Source organism: Roseobacter sp. (assembly GCF_039970775.1).
Lineage (GTDB): Bacteria > Pseudomonadota > Alphaproteobacteria > Rhodobacterales > Rhodobacteraceae > Roseobacter.
In genome coordinates this window covers 76,057-90,282 of sequence record NZ_JBDVLG010000009.1, presented here as the reverse complement: position 1 = coordinate 90,282, position 14,226 = coordinate 76,057, and the positions used below count along the sequence as shown (strand labels likewise).

Genomic DNA, 14,226 nt, shown 5'->3' with positions numbered 1-14,226 from the left:
CTCCGATTGCTGTGACTTTGCGGGGCCGACGTGACCTCTGATTTCAAAGGTGCATGGGGTCGAATTATCGCGTTAGACATAATTATGTCTTAATTGGAGACAAAAGCACAACGTCGTGACGTGCAGCGTGCCGTGTCTGTCGCGGTTCATTGCCTTCTTGCCACAGATCGCGATTTGGATCCGCCTAATGGTGGGTGCAGACGTCAGTGAATGCCCGCCGTGAGCCCACGCATCAACCATCGTTGTAAAACGACAACCAACACGGCGGGCGGCAGCAACGCCAACAACGCCAACGCGATACCCAGCGGCGACCCGGCGCCCGCATAAGTTAGCCCGCGCACCAATGTATCATGGTCTTGGGTGATGGTATTCGTCATGATGGGCCAGACGTATTGGTTCCACCCCAGCACGAATAAAATGACAAACAGGGCGCCAATCATCGGAGACAGGATCGGTATAATAATGTCGAACAAGATCCGCATCGGGCCTGCACCATCGATTTTGGCGGCATCAATGACGTCAATGGGGATACGTTTGAGAGATTGGCGAAAGACCAAAACGCCCAAGCCGCTGGCCGCGATCGGCAGGATCATCCCCGCGTAGGTATTCAGCAACCCCAATTGGTGTGTCACCGCAAAGGTCGGCAGGATCCGGGTTTCGATGGGAAAAAACATGGCCATGAGGATGATGGCATAAAGAGCCTCTTTGCCGGGAAGTCGGAAATACACCAACGCAAACGCGGCGATCAGGGAAAATATGGTTTTGGTGACCGCAACACCGACGGCCAAAACGAACGAATTGACCAGCATGCGTGCGCCATTTATGCCCGTTCCGTTGACGCCATCCCGCCAAAGGCCGCCAAAAAGATCGCGCAGAGCGGTAGGGGCAAGATCTAGCTGTGTGATCAAAAATACCACCGGAGCCATCATCACAACGGCACCCGCAACAAGGATCATATGATCGAAAAGGGTGGCGGCTTTCATGGGGCGGTATTTGTCTTTTGGGTCATGGCAACAGTCTGTTGCGCAAAGGCGCGCCGTTTACCAGCGGATAGATGTGACCTGCATTGCGCCTTGGTTGCTGTGTCGGCATGGGGTGGGATTTAATCTATTAATAATGCTCATAAATAAAGATTATGCAGTGGGAACAATCGGCCAAATACCGCCCTTCGATGTACTCTTATGATTGTCTCCTTAGCCGGCGGCATTCTGGCAGGCCTGTCACGTCAAGACGTATGGCTATCTTATAATCTGTTCGTTTTGAACAAACATGTTGTCCCACGCGCGGTCGATGAGGTCAGGGGTCATCTGATATGGCAGACCTTCGAAATCGCAAATAGCAATCATCTGATCAATCAGAAAAATGGGCTGGTAGTTGGCGTATAGGTTATCGATCTCGGGATATTTGACCTTGAGAAGATGCACCAAGGTGGCTTCATCCAGCGGCATATTCCGTTTTTTGGCAACCATCGCAAAGATCTTGAGGAAGTTCTCTTGGTTGGGGCCGTCGATTTTGATCTTGAAGAAAATGCGGCGCAAGGCGGCCTGGTCGAAAATCTCATTCGGGTGGAAGTTGGTCGAGAATATCACCAATGTATCGAAGGGGGCCTCGAATTTTTCCCCCGATTGCAGGGCTAGAATGTCTTTGTTTTCTTCCAATGGCACAATCCAGCGATTGACCAACGCCTGCGGCGGTTCGGCCTGGCGACCTAAATCGTCGACAATGAAAATTCCACCAGTTGATTTCAACTGCAATGGCGCCTGATACGTCCGTGCGGTTGGGTTGTATACAAGATCAAGCATATCAAGGCTGAGCTCACCGCCGGTAATAACGGTTGGCCGTTCACATTTCACATACCGCAGATCGAAACTCGCGGTGCGGCGCAACGCGGTCGGGTCGTCTGGCTGCACAGGGACGGCGGCATGCACGATTGGGTCATAAAGGGTGATCACTTGCCCGGCATATTCGATGGCGCGCGGTACAAAGACGTGGTCGCCCAAGGCATCGCGGATCCCGTTGGAGATTGATGATTTGCCGTTCCCGGGAGGGCCATACATCAGGATCGAACGCCCCGCCGAGACCGCCGGCCCCAGTTGCCCCAGCAAGGCGTCAGGCAGCACCAAATGCCCCATGGCCCCTGTCAATTGAGCCCGTGTTATTTGCATGTTGCGGACTGATTGACGTTTTACCTGCGCGGCGTAGACATCAAGCGGGACGGGCATTGCGCCAAAATACTCTGACTGCGCCAACGCATCAAGCGCGCGGGCCTTGCCCTGTTCGGTCAATTGATAGCCCATTTCATTGCCGTTATTGGCATTTAATGTGCCCGTCGCCTCAAGCAACCGTTGTTCGCGTGCCATGTCGACCAATTCTTGTGTCACAGGGATCGGCAGGCAAATCGCCGCACTTAGGGATGTGACCATGTCGATATTCTTGCGAAACATCGTCTTTAACACAATGTCGCGCATCATCACCGTGGGCAGTTGCATGTCGTCTAGGCTGCGTGGCGATTGCGGGGCCAAGACATCAGAGGCTTGCATATTCATTTTGTGGCCCTCGACAGCGATGCGTGCGATGCGGCACGTATCGATTTATGCACCGGGTCCCATGAAAATGCGGTAAATCAAGCGCCGTTGAAGGCCCCAAAGATCAAATAAAGTGCAAGGGTCATGCCCAATGCCAACCCCATGGGGAACTTTTTGGTCTGCTCCCAACTGGCCCAATCGGGCGCAAGGCGGCGCAGGCGGGTGGCGCGGGCCAACCTGTGGGTCGCAAAGGCGGCCAGCAACGTGGCGGCCAGCAACGCCATGATCAATCGTAAATCGCCCGCCGCAACAAACGGAGCCGCCGCGGCGATGAATTTGGCGTCTCCTGCGCCCATGGCCCCGATGGCGTTCAACGCGATCCCCAATACCAACATGATCCCCAATTGGGCCAACCGCCACAGGTAGGTTTCAAAATCGGGCATGGCAAAGGGGCCAACGATCACGAAAACCAGCGCCAAAACCACCACTGTTTGATTGGTGATCTTCATGTGCGCCAAATCGGTGAAGGCTGCGTAAAAACATAGAGGCAGCACAAAGGGCAGGAACCACAAGGCGGATGTCGCAGTCAGAGCCACCCGGTTCAGGTTTCGAGAGCCTGCAGTGCGCGCACCGCCGGGTCAAAATGTTGCGGATGGGTGTCAATGGCATCGCGCAGCAGAGATTTCCCAGTGCGCACGTCCCCTCGTTTGATCGCCGAAAGCGCCATTGTGTGAAGCAGTTGGGCGCGTTCGGTTTGGTCCATTGGGATCACGGGCAGGGTGTAATCGCCTTGGGCACTGCGCGCCAAAACGAGGTTGTTTTTGGCGGTAAAGAGGGTCGGATCTTGGCGGATTGCTTCCCCAAAAAGGCGTTCTGCGTCGGTGTAATCCCCGCGGGTCAGCTTGGAATATCCCCAGTTGTTCAGCACGCCCGAAGGTTTGGTCGTCAACCCGGTGGCGATCTCATAAAAGCTGTCGGATTTTGTCCATTCTTCGTTGCTGTCAGCCAGCATCGCCTCCAACCGGTAGCGGTTGAACGTCTCGTGGGTGGGGGGCAGGGCGTCAAGCGTCGCTTCGGCGGTTTTCCAATCGCCGGTGCGGATCAACGTATCGGCGTAGGCGACGCTGTCCTCTGGGGTGGCGGCGTCCATCTGCGTGACCTTTTTCCATGCGGGCGCTGCTTCGGCAAAGCGCTTGGCGCGGACCAAGGAGTAGGCCAAACCGCGTTGCAGATCGATGCGGTCTGAGTTGTTGGCCAAAGCGCGGTTGAAATAGGTGACGGCCTCATTGGGGTCGGCCACCGTGAGCATCACGTCGTTGAGATTGGATTCATCAATGACGTTGACGTCTTGAAACGCCCGCTCAACCGTTTCGTCTGTGCCTTTGCCGGCGCAACCCGAGATAAGGGCTATGCCCACTAGGCAGGCGGTCAAAAGAATAGGGTGGCGCATTTTTCGCGTCCTTTTTACTGCTCTGGCCTCGATTATGGCGTCTGGCGGATCACAAAATCAGTGTCGCTGCGCCGCACCAACTTATAGTCGTCGGTTTGTGGATCAACATTAGCAGAAACTTGCGATTTTGCGAGTGCTAACCGCAAGTTGTCGCGAATTGCGACACTTTCGCCATTGTCCAAGGCGAAGGCGCGTTTGAAAATTTGCTGCGCTTCGGCGGTTTTCCCGGCCTCCATGAGGACGACGCCAAGGTTGTTCCAATCTTCAGGTTCCGCGTCGTCACGAGCGATCGCCCGGCGCAGAAAGCTCTCAGCTTGGCCCAACCGACCCAACCCAAGGCTGGCGCTGCCCAAACCTGCAAGGATGTCTGCGTCGACTGTGCCCTGTGCGATTGCCGCACGGTTAAAGGACTTGATCGCAAGTTCATATTCACCCGCGGCAATAAGTCGGTGGCCAACCTCAAGCCCGTCAACAGCCTGAGCGCCGAGGTCAACGCCGGGTGCGTCCAACTGTGGCGGTGCAAGATCGCCCGCACTGCACCCAACCAAGGCTAAGCCGCAAAGAATGAGGCCTAAATGCCCGTATGTGTTGAACATCAGTTTCCGGTCAAATTTCCCAACTGCGTGATCCCATGTGCCGAAGGCCCAACCAGAATGATCAAGAGCGGCGGCACGGTTAACATCATTGTGGCAAGGGTCATCTTGGTTGGCAACTTATTTGCGGCCTCTTCAGCGCGCATGACGCGTTTATCGCGCATTTCACTCGCGTAGACGCGCAATGCTTCTGCAATCGAGGTGCCGAAGGTTGCGGATTGGATCATCACCGTGACAAAGGAGGAGACATCCTGCACGCCGCACCGTTCGGCCATGTCGCGCAGGACGGTGTTTTTCTCTTTGCCCGCCTTCATCTCATAGGCAACTATGTCGAATTCTTGGGCCAGAGCAGGGTAGGACGCGTGCAATTCGCGCGCAACGCGGACGATGGATTGATCTATCGACTGACCTGCTTCAACGCATACTAACATCATGTCGAGACTGTCAGGAAAGCCGCTCGTAATTTCTTCCTTGCGGGTTTCGATCCGGCGCGTCACCCAATACGTCGGAAGGTAATATCCGATCGCGAGAGGTACGATGAAGTAAATCATCTTCTTGTTGCTGCTGAACCCTTCACCTCCGTCTAATACGATGAGGTAAACGAACGCGCCTAGCAGCCCCAAGATCGCCAAAGCAAATTGTGCAAAGTGGAAGATCCGAACCGCATCCTTGCTTTGATACCCGGCTTGGCGCAATTGCAGTTGTTTTTTACTAAGTTGTACGTCGTCTTGAGGTTCCAGAAAGCTGGCGAACCGCTGCAATTGCTCATTGCGTTCATGCTGTCGCAGCCGTTGTTGCGGCTCTTTGTCGAGATCTGGCGTTTGCGCGGATCTTTTCAACTTGGTCAATGGATCTTCGGGTCGTTTCAAGATCATGATGATCGTTCCCACCACCATGAGCACGCCAACTACGCCGGCGATAATAATCAGCCCCAGCGGGCCGAATAGTCCTGATGGCGTGGCGTTAAGAAAACTAGGGAAATCCATTCTCGGGTCCTTACACCTTGATGTTGGTCAAAACGCGCATAACCATCAAATTCAGCGCCAACATAATGCCCACCACAAAACATGCGGGAATAAAATACTCATGGTCGCGTACCGCGTCATAATAGTTTGGGTCCGAGACATTGATCACAATCAACGCGACAACGGGAAAGGCAGACAGAAATTTCCCCGACCATTTCGCTTCTGCGGTGATGGCTTTGACGCGCCGAAACAACCGAAACCGGGCGCGTATGACCTTGGCTAAACCTGCAAGGATTTCCGCAAGGTTCCCCCCGGACGTTTGCTGGATTGTTACGGCGACGGCGAGAAACCGCATATCTTGCATGTCTAGACGTTCCGCCATTTCCTTGAGCGCGTCCCCGACATCACGGCCATAGGCGGATTCGTCGGCTATCATGCCAAACTCAGTCGCCAAAGGGTCCGGCACCTCCTTTGAGACGATTTGTATGGCCGAGGAGAATGGGTGACCAACGCGCAACGAACGTACCATTAGCTCAACCGCGTCTGGCAACTGTTCTTCGATCATGGCCAACCGTTTGTTGGCCTTGGCAGCGACCCAAAAATAGACGGCCCCAACACCAATTCCGACGGCCAGCAGGGCGCGGATGGGCACGTCGGTTTGGGTGCCGACGGTCAGCCCGACAAACGCAACACAAGCCAAAAGCGCCATCATCATGATCAACTGACGTGGGGTGAATGCAATCGCGGCTTTTTGCGCTTTTTCCCCCAGTAAAGAATAGAGCGGGATTGATTTGCTCTTTATGTGTTGCTGCATTTCCTTTCGCAGCTTTTCGAGGACTTCTTCGCGCCCCTCGCCTTTGTCGAGCATCTCAAGACGGCGGTTGACCCGGTTGTTGAGGCTAATGGATTTGCCGAAAACGACCAGATACAGCCCTTCAACCAGCAACAGAACGGCGATGAAGATTAGCCCATATATAATTGGTTCTACACTCATGTATTAGGTCCTAAAGTGACGCAATTCTGAAATCATCGGCCGCGTTATTGCCCGGCGTTGGGTTCGTAGATGGAGGCGGGTAGATCGTACCCCCATAGGCGAAATCGTTCCGCGAAAGTGGAACGGACACCGGTTGCCGTGAAATGACCAATGATCTTGTTTTCGGGCGTCAGACCCACCCGTTGAAAGCGAAAGATCTCTTGCATCGAGATGACTTCACCTTCCATGCCGGTGATTTCGGTAATTGAGGTCATACGGCGCGATCCATCTTGCAAACGGGATGCTTGCACGATCAGGTTCACAGCGGATGATATCTGGCTACGCACAGCTTTAAGAGGCATTTCGACCCCGGCCATCGCGATCATGTTTTCCAGGCGGCTGATCCCGTCACGGGCCGAGTTGGCGTGAATGGTCGTCATCGAGCCATCGTGACCGGTGTTCATCGCTTGCAACATGTCGATGACCTCTTCACCGCGGGTCTCGCCCACGATAATTCTGTCGGGGCGCATACGCAGCGCGTTTTTCAGGCAATCACGCGGTGAAACCTCGCCTTTTCCCTCGACATTGGGGGGGCGGCTTTCCATGCGGCCCACATGGGTTTGCTGCAATTGCAGTTCCGCAGTGTCCTCGATGGTAAGAATGCGTTCGGCGTTATCAATGAAGGATGACAGGGCGTTCAGGGTTGTCGTTTTGCCCGATCCGGTCCCGCCCGAGACGATGATGTTCAGGCGCGTGGCGACAGCGGCTTGTAGATATGCAGCCATTTCTTCTGTGAACGCCCCGAATTGCACCAGATCATCGATGCCTAACTTGTCTTTTTTGAACTTTCGGATCGAAACCAGTGACCCATCGACGGCGACAGGCGGAACCATGGCGTTAAAGCGCGAACCATCCTTGAGGCGCGCATCCACGTAGGGGTTACTTTCGTCCACACGTCGCCCCACGGCCGAGACAATCTTGTCAATAATCCGCAGCAGATGCCGTTCATCCTTGAACGTGATGTCTGTGAGCTGCAGCTTGCCTTCACGTTCGACGAAAATTTGCTGCGGGCCGTTCACGAGAATGTCGTTCACGGTGTCGTCTTTTAACAGGGTCTCAAGGGGTCCTAGACCCGTCACTTCGTCATAAAGCTCAGACGTCAGAGTTTGGCGATCTTCGCGGTTTAAAATGATGCCGTGTTCTTCGAGGAATTCAATCGAAATGGCGCTGATCTCTTGGCGGAGATCTTGTTCGGTTGCATGTTCGAGTGCGGACAGATTGAGATTGTCCAACAACACACGGTGCAGGTCGAGCTTGATCTCGCCCATACGTTCTTTGCGTTTGCGTTCTTTATCTGCGGGGGCGGGCTGTGCTGAAACCGCTGGATTTGTCTTGTTCGGTACAGATGAGGCCAACGCTGGCTTGATCGCAGGTATATTTGCTGACGGTGTGTTGCTTTTAGTGTGCCCTGCCGCGCCCGGTGTCGTTTTTTTATATTTCGAAAACATAGTAAATCCTCTGGCGCATCACGCGGCTTTTACGTCATTGGTATTTAACGCGTGGATAGATGCTGCCAGCTTTGCGATCTCTCGGCGCAACGGGTTTTTGGCCGCTGACGCCGCCAACGGCAGGCCGTGGTCTGCCCCGTGCGTGATTGGCTTGCCTCCGTCGGGCAGGTGGACATCAATGGAAATGCCGAGGCTCTCCCCCATGCGCTTTACACGCGATTTCCCGCTTAGGTCGGTGAATTTAGGCGCGCGATTCATCACGTATCGCAACTTTTCGATAGGCAAATCTTCGGATTGTAGCGCCCGCTTGAACCGCAACGTGTTCTGAGCCGAACGCATATCCAATTCGACAGTGGCGAAATAGACATGCGCCGCGCTGAGCACGGCTTCGGACCAATTGACCAACGTCGATGGCATATCGATGACAACATAGTCAAAGTGCCGCCGCGCCATGCTGAGAACCCTGTTCACATCATCAGAGGTGATAATATCCAGTGGCAACATTTCCATCGGTGCCGTCAAAACCTGCATTTGATCCTTGTAGGTCAACAAGGACTGGCCGAAAATCTCATCATCCATGCTTTCTGTATCAGACAGCATGTCATAGACGACTTCGCGGCGCGGCAGATCCAGATAGGTGGCAACGGCACCGTATTGCAGGTCGAAATCCAGAATGCATACGCTCGGCGCCTCTTTCTTTGAGCCGGTCGCGAGCTCCCAGGCCAGATTGACGACCAATGTGGTGGCGCCGGTCCCACCTGCAAGGCCCTGAACAACGATCACAGCGCCCTCTTTTTGATTGGCAGCATGCAGGGTCGGGCCATCTACGGCGGAGGGCGCATCCTGTGCCCGAACGCGCGCGATGGCTTCTCGCAACTCATTTTCAGGAAGCGGGTAGGGCACAAACTCATCAGCACCTTGGCGCAACAGTGAATGCAACGAGGCAGGTGTGACGTCTTCGGCAATCAAAATAACCTTGATCCCCCGCGCCGTGGCTGCGGTGATGATTTCGCCCATCTGGGGCAGGTTGTCTTCGTCGGCCTCGTCCAAAGCGAGGGCAATGAACTCAAGCGCACGCGCTTCGGGCTGCTCGAAAAAGGCCAGCGCTTCGACGAATTCCAGATCGCCCCAGCTTTCACCCAACGTGTGTTCCATATCTTCGATCAAAAGATCGAAATTCTGGACGTCGCGGCTGACGGTGCAGGCGACAATAAGGGATGTATCTGGTTGTGGCGTCGTGCTCATAGCCTCGATTTCCTGTGTTAAAGGTCGGGCTAGGCTACTGGATAAATGTTTCTATACTTTCACCAAAAGCCCGGACAACGGACCGAATACAGGCGTTGAACCCGGCATTGCGCGCGATTTGGGGATAAAGTTATAGCGAATTATAACGATAATAAGGCCAAAACTGACCTATCGTTTACTTTCAAGGCACAATGTTTGGCGTCCAGACATGTGCGAATCTGCAGATTATTCGGCGGTCGCGTTGGTGACAGTGATCTCTTGGCCCGCGCTATTGACGTAGTCGCGGTAAACGATGCGCGCGTATTTTCCATCCAAACGCCCATCGCAGTGCACGCGGTAAATCGGGTTCACGCGGGTGCTGGCCGGGTCCAAAACCACCACCGGATCACCCGGTGTGTGACCGAATTTGCCACCGCCGTTGCGCGCGGACTTCCCGCCCGGAAAACACACCTGCGCTGCGATGTTTTGCATTGTGGCATTGCCAAATTCGCCGTCGTCCAACTGGGCGCCTGCCTCGCGGTTCCATGTGCCATCGCCAATGCCGCAAGCGGTCAGGGCGGTCATGCCTGTCACAAAGATCAAGGCGCGGGTTTTGCGATTTGTCAGGGGGGTCATCGTCTCACTCCATCACATAGCCATAGGAGCCGCTAAAGTCCTGTTTGGCAACTTCGCCCGCCGCGCCGCGGCTTGGGGTGCCGGGCCCTGCGGTGGTCCGCCCGAACAAAAACAGATCCCGTTCTGTGGGTGGTTTGATCCGGTCGGTGGGCAACGCCAAGGCTTCGCCACGGGTCGGGGAAACGAGATGCGCGGTGATGATGATGACCAGTTCGGTCTGGCTGCGTTGATAGTCGGCACTGCGAAATAACGCGCCCAAAACCGGGACATCGCCGACCCACGGCAGTTGGCTGGCCTGATCTGTAAAGTCGTCCTGCAACAACCCAGCAATCGCAAAGCTTTCGCCGTCGCGCATTTCCACAGTGGTCGAGGTTTCGCGCCGCGAGAACGCATCAAGGAAAAACCCATCGCCCAGGCTGATCCCGTTTGAGGGGTCAATCGAGGATACCGCCGCAGAAAGCTGCAGGTTGATGATGTCGTTATCGACCACCCGCGGTACGAAATTCAGCTCTACGCCGAAGGGTTTGAATTCGACACTGATGGTGTCTTCGTCTTGGGCCACAGGGACGGGGTATTCACCGCCCGCCAGAAAGTTGGCCTCTTGGCCAGACAGCGCGACGAGATTGGGTTCGGCCAATGTGCGCACGACGCCTTTGCTTTCCAGCGCTTCCAGCAAGAGCCCGATTTGCACAGACCCCAAACCGAAACTGACCGACGCAGAACCTGTGTTGTCCGTGGTCGCAGGGAAGGACGGGCGGTCTAGCAGGCTGTTGGCGGTGGCGGCCTCAGCGGCGCTGCCGGTGCCGATCGCGGCGCTGCCTGACCCTATCGCCAACGAACTGCTGAGGGATTTAGACACACTGCGGTTCATCTCGGCAAAACGCACCTTCAGCATGACCTGCTGCACACCACCGACGCTCATTAAATTTGACACACGATCAGGCGCGTAGCGTTCCGCAAGATCCAACGCCTTTTGCAGTTTCTGGCTGCTTGACGCGACACCCGACAGCACAATGCCGTCATTGGCGGTGCGCACTTCGATGCCTTCTCCGGGCAGGATTTGCCCGAGGCGTTCTTTGAATTCAGTGACATCAGGCGCCACACGTACTTCGACGTTGGTGATCAACTGACCGGTCGCATCCAGCAAGGTTAGGGTGGTCAGGCCCGGCGTCTTGCCCAAAACATAAATGCTGCGATCTGACAGGGACGAAATATCGGCAATGCCAGGGTTCGCGATGCTCAGCTCTGCAAAGGGGATTTCGCTTTCTACGACAACCGCACGGTTCATCGGGACGGCCAGCGTCCGATTGGTGCCTTTGGTCACGACACGCAGCGTGTCAGCCTGCGCGGTGATCGGTGCGACCCATCCCAGCGGCGACATGCTTAGCGTCAGCCCCACAAGGGCTGCGCTCAAAAATCTGTCAATTTTCATGTGACCTGCCCTTTGTGATCACGCCTCAAAACCGGGTCTTAACGCCCGCATAGGATGCATATTGCGCAGTTTTGAGTTTTTTTGCAAGAATCAATGGGTTCTGCAAAGAGGCTTATGTGGATAAATGGCAACATGCCCAATAGTAGACGACGCCGCAGGGCTGTGCGACGCCGGCCTAATCTGTTGGTATTGCTTAGTTTGTGCAGGGGATCGAAATCGATACCACTTCGGACCCGCGGCGGGTTCGAATGCTGCATTCGCGTTCTTTGGCCACCTGCGGCCGCGGTGCCGCCTGTTCCAGACCCAACAATGACACCTGATCTACCTGAATATCCGACAGCTGGGTGTCGTCACCGACCCCGACAAGCGCCAAAGACAGGGTGCCGGTGGACTGCGCTTGCGCCAATGCGGCGACCTGTTCAGGGCGCACAGAGACTGTGACAGTCCGGGCGATCCGCGCCCCCGATATGGATTCTTCGTTTTGGTCGACAGCGATCAGTTGCACCGATGTGTCGATCAACTGGGTCATATCCTGGCCACGATCCCCGTCTTCAATCCGGCCCGTCCAATAGACGTCAACACGGTCACCCGGACGCAAGAACCCAGACACACCGCTGGCTACATCCACCCGAATGGCAAAGGCACGCATGCCGCGCTCCAACCGCGACGTCAGGCCAATATCATCGCCCGGTTCCGTGACCTTGACCATCAACAGCGGCTCGTTGGGCTCCATTGGGCGCAGGATCAGGCGGGGTTCATCTGTGTCTTCGGGAAACAGAACAGCCAAATCGCCAAAGGTGCCATCGGGCAGGGCGGTTTGTGGCCACGCAACGGGGCGAACGTCATCCTTTTTCAGCTGATCTCCGTATTTGAGCGCGCGCTTGGCGACATAAACGGTTTGCGTTGGTACAATCCGCGCTTGATCTTGTTGTGCGCGGGCCAATTCGTCTTGGTAGGCGCCGATGTAGTTTTGCGCCATATAGACAGCGCTGCCCGCCAGAGCCACGCCAACCAACAGCACCAATCCGAATACCATGCGCATAATCTTCACCTCGTTTGACCCGAGCCCGTCAACAATAGGACCTCGTTCCCAGCTTTATCCCGATGAAATGTGGCGAATTCGAGAATATCGCGTGGCTGCGGTGGGGCATTTCCCGAACACGAACGCAAAACAGGGCGTCGTAACGCCATATGGTGCCGTATTTTGTGATTGTAGGGGGGGGCTAGTCCGAGGCGCTGATTTGCCCGGCCTCTTGACGCCCCAAAAAGCTTTGGGTGTTTTCGGTCAGCCCAGCCGACCCGGCCTGCAGTTGAATGACCATCACAGCCGCCAAACCCACGACGGCAGCCGTCAAAACGACCCAATCAACGGTCACGGCGCCGGTTTCATCTGTTTTGAACGTGCGGAACGCGGCGAACATAAGGCGAGCTTTCAGGTAGAGCCCGCGATGGGCCTGTACGTTGATCGGAACGGTGAACGGGCCGCGTTCACGCGAATGAAGCGGCCCTGTTTTGTCGCATATCGGTTAAGATCAGTCGGCGGGTTCTGCTTCCGCTTCTGCTTCTGCTGCTCCAGAACCGAAGCTGCCTGCAGTCTGCGACCCCAAAAAGGACGACGTGTTGTTGGTCAGCTGCGTCGCGCCGCTGCTGATAGAACTATAGGCCGCGATGGCCAGGCCAACTACGGCAGCCGTCAGCACAACCCAGTCAACCGTCACAGCACCGTCTTCGTCTTTGCGGAAGTTTTTGAAAAAATTAGTCATGGTATATCCCTCCAAGGATCATCTCTATTTCAGTGTCAAAACCGTTTTGTTGTCAGGGTGTCTTCGTGTCGCTCGGCCCGTTCAACTCGGTACGCCCTTATATAGCGGGGGGATTGGGGCATGATTTTGACGGTAATTGTGACTTCTGGCGAAACTGGGCCGTGAATTGCAGAAAAATTACAAGCCATTGAAGTTAAACAAAAACAAATTCAGATTTCATTTACGGATGATTAAAAACAGCACTGAATGTGGCGAAACTGCCGTCTAATCGACCCGGGTTCACTGGCGAATACAGCGATTTTCTGCGAGGGTCGTGTCAAAATGGCGCAGAAAAATGCGAGCAGTCCCGATGCGTATGATGTTTCTAACGGCAGGTGTGGCCTGTCTGGCGGCCTCTGTGGCCGCGCAAACGCCCCAGCCCTTTCCGCAGTTCGAAGCCAAGCGGATTGGCGTGCCTAAAACGGGCGACAAACGTATCCATGTGCAGATCGACCCCAAAGCGCAGCAGGCCGCATTGGCGCCCCCGGATCCCCAACCCGCAGCGCCTGACGTGGCGGTCTCTGGTCCGCCAGTAGGGCAATACGGGTGGTTCTGGGATAAAGTCTCGCCGTCGATATTTGATGTGCAACCGGGGCGGCTGCAGGTCGCGATGGATGTGATCGCCGGGTCCGGCCAGATCGCGGCGCCACGCCTGCAACACTTGCAAGGCATCGCGCAGGCCAATGGCGTTGATATCTTGCGCTCGACGGTGGGTACGAGGGTTTCGCCAGCGTTGGTATTGGCGGTGATCTCGGTCGAATCCGCAGGCAAAACCGATGCGGTCAGCGGCGCGGGCGCGCAAGGGTTGATGCAACTGATGCCAGACACCGCCGCCCGATTTGGCGTGCAAGACAGCCTCATCGGCGCGCAGAACATCGCCGGCGGGGTCAAATATCTCGACTGGTTGATGGAAGAGTTCGCCGCTGACCCGGTGCTGGTGCTGGCAGGCTATAATGCGGGCGAGGGGTCGGTGCGCAGCCATGACGGCGTGCCGCCCTTTTCTGAAACCCGTGATTACGTGCCCAAAGTGCTGGCCGCGTTTCAGGTGGCGCGGGGCCTGTGCCTGACACCGCCCGAGTTGATCTCGGACGGTTGTGTGTTTGCAGCGATGAAATAAA

15 protein-coding genes are annotated in these 14,226 nt (G+C 55.6%); 1 reads left to right on the top strand and 14 read right to left on the bottom strand.

Going from position 1 to position 14,226, the window contains the following annotated elements; all coding sequences use genetic code 11:
• Positions 1-203 precede the first annotated feature (203 nt).
• From ABJH13_RS01825 to ABJH13_RS01760, 14 genes are all read right to left on the bottom strand, one after another.
• Positions 204-983, bottom strand: coding sequence for an ABC transporter permease subunit (locus tag ABJH13_RS01825; RefSeq protein ID WP_348404508.1), 780 nt, complete (start codon positions 981-983; stop codon positions 204-206).
• A 255-nt stretch (positions 984-1,238) separates the two neighbouring features.
• The gene (locus tag ABJH13_RS01820; protein WP_348404507.1) at positions 1,239-2,546 is read right to left on the bottom strand and encodes an ATPase; all 1,308 of its coding nucleotides are present in this window, start codon (positions 2,544-2,546) and stop codon (positions 1,239-1,241) included.
• Positions 2,547-2,623: 77 nt separating this feature from the next.
• Entirely contained in the window at positions 2,624-3,121 is a 498-nt protein-coding gene (locus tag ABJH13_RS01815) for a prepilin peptidase (protein ID WP_348404506.1), read from the bottom strand.
• Between the two features lie 5 nt (positions 3,122-3,126).
• Positions 3,127-3,975: a tetratricopeptide repeat protein gene (locus ABJH13_RS01810; RefSeq protein ID WP_348404505.1), complete on the bottom strand. Its 849-nt coding sequence runs from the start codon at positions 3,973-3,975 to the stop codon at positions 3,127-3,129.
• A 32-nt stretch (positions 3,976-4,007) separates the two neighbouring features.
• A complete protein-coding gene (locus tag ABJH13_RS01805) occupies positions 4,008-4,571 on the bottom strand; it encodes a tetratricopeptide repeat protein (protein WP_348404504.1) in 564 nt (187 codons plus the stop codon).
• A complete protein-coding gene (locus ABJH13_RS01800) occupies positions 4,571-5,554 on the bottom strand; it encodes a type II secretion system F family protein (protein ID WP_348404503.1) in 984 nt (327 codons plus the stop codon). Before ABJH13_RS01800 ends, ABJH13_RS01805 begins: the two co-directional genes overlap by 1 nt.
• 10 nt (positions 5,555-5,564) lie before the next feature.
• Positions 5,565-6,527 carry a type II secretion system F family protein gene (locus ABJH13_RS01795; RefSeq protein WP_348404502.1) on the bottom strand — a complete coding sequence of 321 codons (963 nt, stop codon included), beginning with the start codon at positions 6,525-6,527 and terminating at the stop codon, positions 5,565-5,567.
• Between the two features lie 44 nt (positions 6,528-6,571).
• Positions 6,572-8,014: a CpaF family protein gene (locus ABJH13_RS01790; RefSeq protein ID WP_348404501.1), complete on the bottom strand. Its 1,443-nt coding sequence runs from the start codon at positions 8,012-8,014 to the stop codon at positions 6,572-6,574.
• 18 nt (positions 8,015-8,032) lie between these two features.
• Positions 8,033-9,259: an AAA family ATPase gene (locus ABJH13_RS01785; RefSeq protein ID WP_348404500.1), complete on the bottom strand. Its 1,227-nt coding sequence runs from the start codon at positions 9,257-9,259 to the stop codon at positions 8,033-8,035.
• A gap of 225 nt (positions 9,260-9,484) precedes the next feature.
• Complete coding sequence (locus tag ABJH13_RS01780; protein ID WP_348404499.1) at positions 9,485-9,874, bottom strand: hypothetical protein; 390 nt, start codon at positions 9,872-9,874, stop codon at positions 9,485-9,487.
• Between the two features lie 4 nt (positions 9,875-9,878).
• Entirely contained in the window at positions 9,879-11,306 is a 1,428-nt protein-coding gene (locus ABJH13_RS01775; protein WP_348404498.1) for a type II and III secretion system protein family protein, read from the bottom strand.
• A gap of 193 nt (positions 11,307-11,499) precedes the next feature.
• Positions 11,500-12,348, bottom strand: a complete 849-nt coding sequence (gene cpaB / locus ABJH13_RS01770) for a Flp pilus assembly protein CpaB (protein WP_348404497.1) — start codon at positions 12,346-12,348, stop codon at positions 11,500-11,502.
• Between the two features lie 181 nt (positions 12,349-12,529).
• The gene (locus tag ABJH13_RS01765) at positions 12,530-12,727 is read right to left on the bottom strand and encodes a hypothetical protein (RefSeq protein ID WP_348404496.1); all 198 of its coding nucleotides are present in this window, start codon (positions 12,725-12,727) and stop codon (positions 12,530-12,532) included.
• A gap of 111 nt (positions 12,728-12,838) precedes the next feature.
• Positions 12,839-13,069, bottom strand: a complete 231-nt coding sequence (locus ABJH13_RS01760) for a hypothetical protein (RefSeq protein ID WP_348404495.1) — start codon at positions 13,067-13,069, stop codon at positions 12,839-12,841.
• A gap of 358 nt (positions 13,070-13,427) precedes the next feature.
• Between ABJH13_RS01760 and ABJH13_RS01755 the strand changes: the two genes are divergently transcribed.
• On the top strand, positions 13,428-14,225 hold the full coding sequence (locus ABJH13_RS01755) for a lytic transglycosylase domain-containing protein (protein ID WP_348404535.1): 798 nt from the start codon (positions 13,428-13,430) through the stop codon (positions 14,223-14,225).
• Position 14,226: the final 1 nt, after the last annotated feature.

Coding starts and splice junctions, on each gene's coding strand:
- ABJH13_RS01825 (WP_348404508.1), bottom strand. CDS start 983: ATGAAAGCCGCCACCCTTTTCGATCATATGATCCTTGTTGCGGGTGCC.
- ABJH13_RS01820 (WP_348404507.1), bottom strand. CDS start 2,546: ATGAATATGCAAGCCTCTGATGTCTTGGCCCCGCAATCGCCACGCAGC.
- ABJH13_RS01810 (WP_348404505.1), bottom strand. CDS start 3,975: ATGCGCCACCCTATTCTTTTGACCGCCTGCCTAGTGGGCATAGCCCTT.
- ABJH13_RS01805 (WP_348404504.1), bottom strand. CDS start 4,571: ATGTTCAACACATACGGGCATTTAGGCCTCATTCTTTGCGGCTTAGCC.
- ABJH13_RS01800 (WP_348404503.1), bottom strand. CDS start 5,554: ATGGATTTCCCTAGTTTTCTTAACGCCACGCCATCAGGACTATTCGGC.
- ABJH13_RS01795 (WP_348404502.1), bottom strand. CDS start 6,527: ATGAGTGTAGAACCAATTATATATGGGCTAATCTTCATCGCCGTTCTG.
- ABJH13_RS01790 (WP_348404501.1), bottom strand. CDS start 8,014: ATGTTTTCGAAATATAAAAAAACGACACCGGGCGCGGCAGGGCACACT.
- ABJH13_RS01785 (WP_348404500.1), bottom strand. CDS start 9,259: ATGAGCACGACGCCACAACCAGATACATCCCTTATTGTCGCCTGCACC.
- ABJH13_RS01780 (WP_348404499.1), bottom strand. CDS start 9,874: ATGACCCCCCTGACAAATCGCAAAACCCGCGCCTTGATCTTTGTGACA.
- ABJH13_RS01775 (WP_348404498.1), bottom strand. CDS start 11,306: ATGAAAATTGACAGATTTTTGAGCGCAGCCCTTGTGGGGCTGACGCTA.
- cpaB (WP_348404497.1), bottom strand. CDS start 12,348: ATGCGCATGGTATTCGGATTGGTGCTGTTGGTTGGCGTGGCTCTGGCG.
- ABJH13_RS01765 (WP_348404496.1), bottom strand. CDS start 12,727: ATGTTCGCCGCGTTCCGCACGTTCAAAACAGATGAAACCGGCGCCGTG.
- ABJH13_RS01760 (WP_348404495.1), bottom strand. CDS start 13,069: ATGACTAATTTTTTCAAAAACTTCCGCAAAGACGAAGACGGTGCTGTG.
- ABJH13_RS01755 (WP_348404535.1), top strand. CDS start 13,428: ATGTTTCTAACGGCAGGTGTGGCCTGTCTGGCGGCCTCTGTGGCCGCG.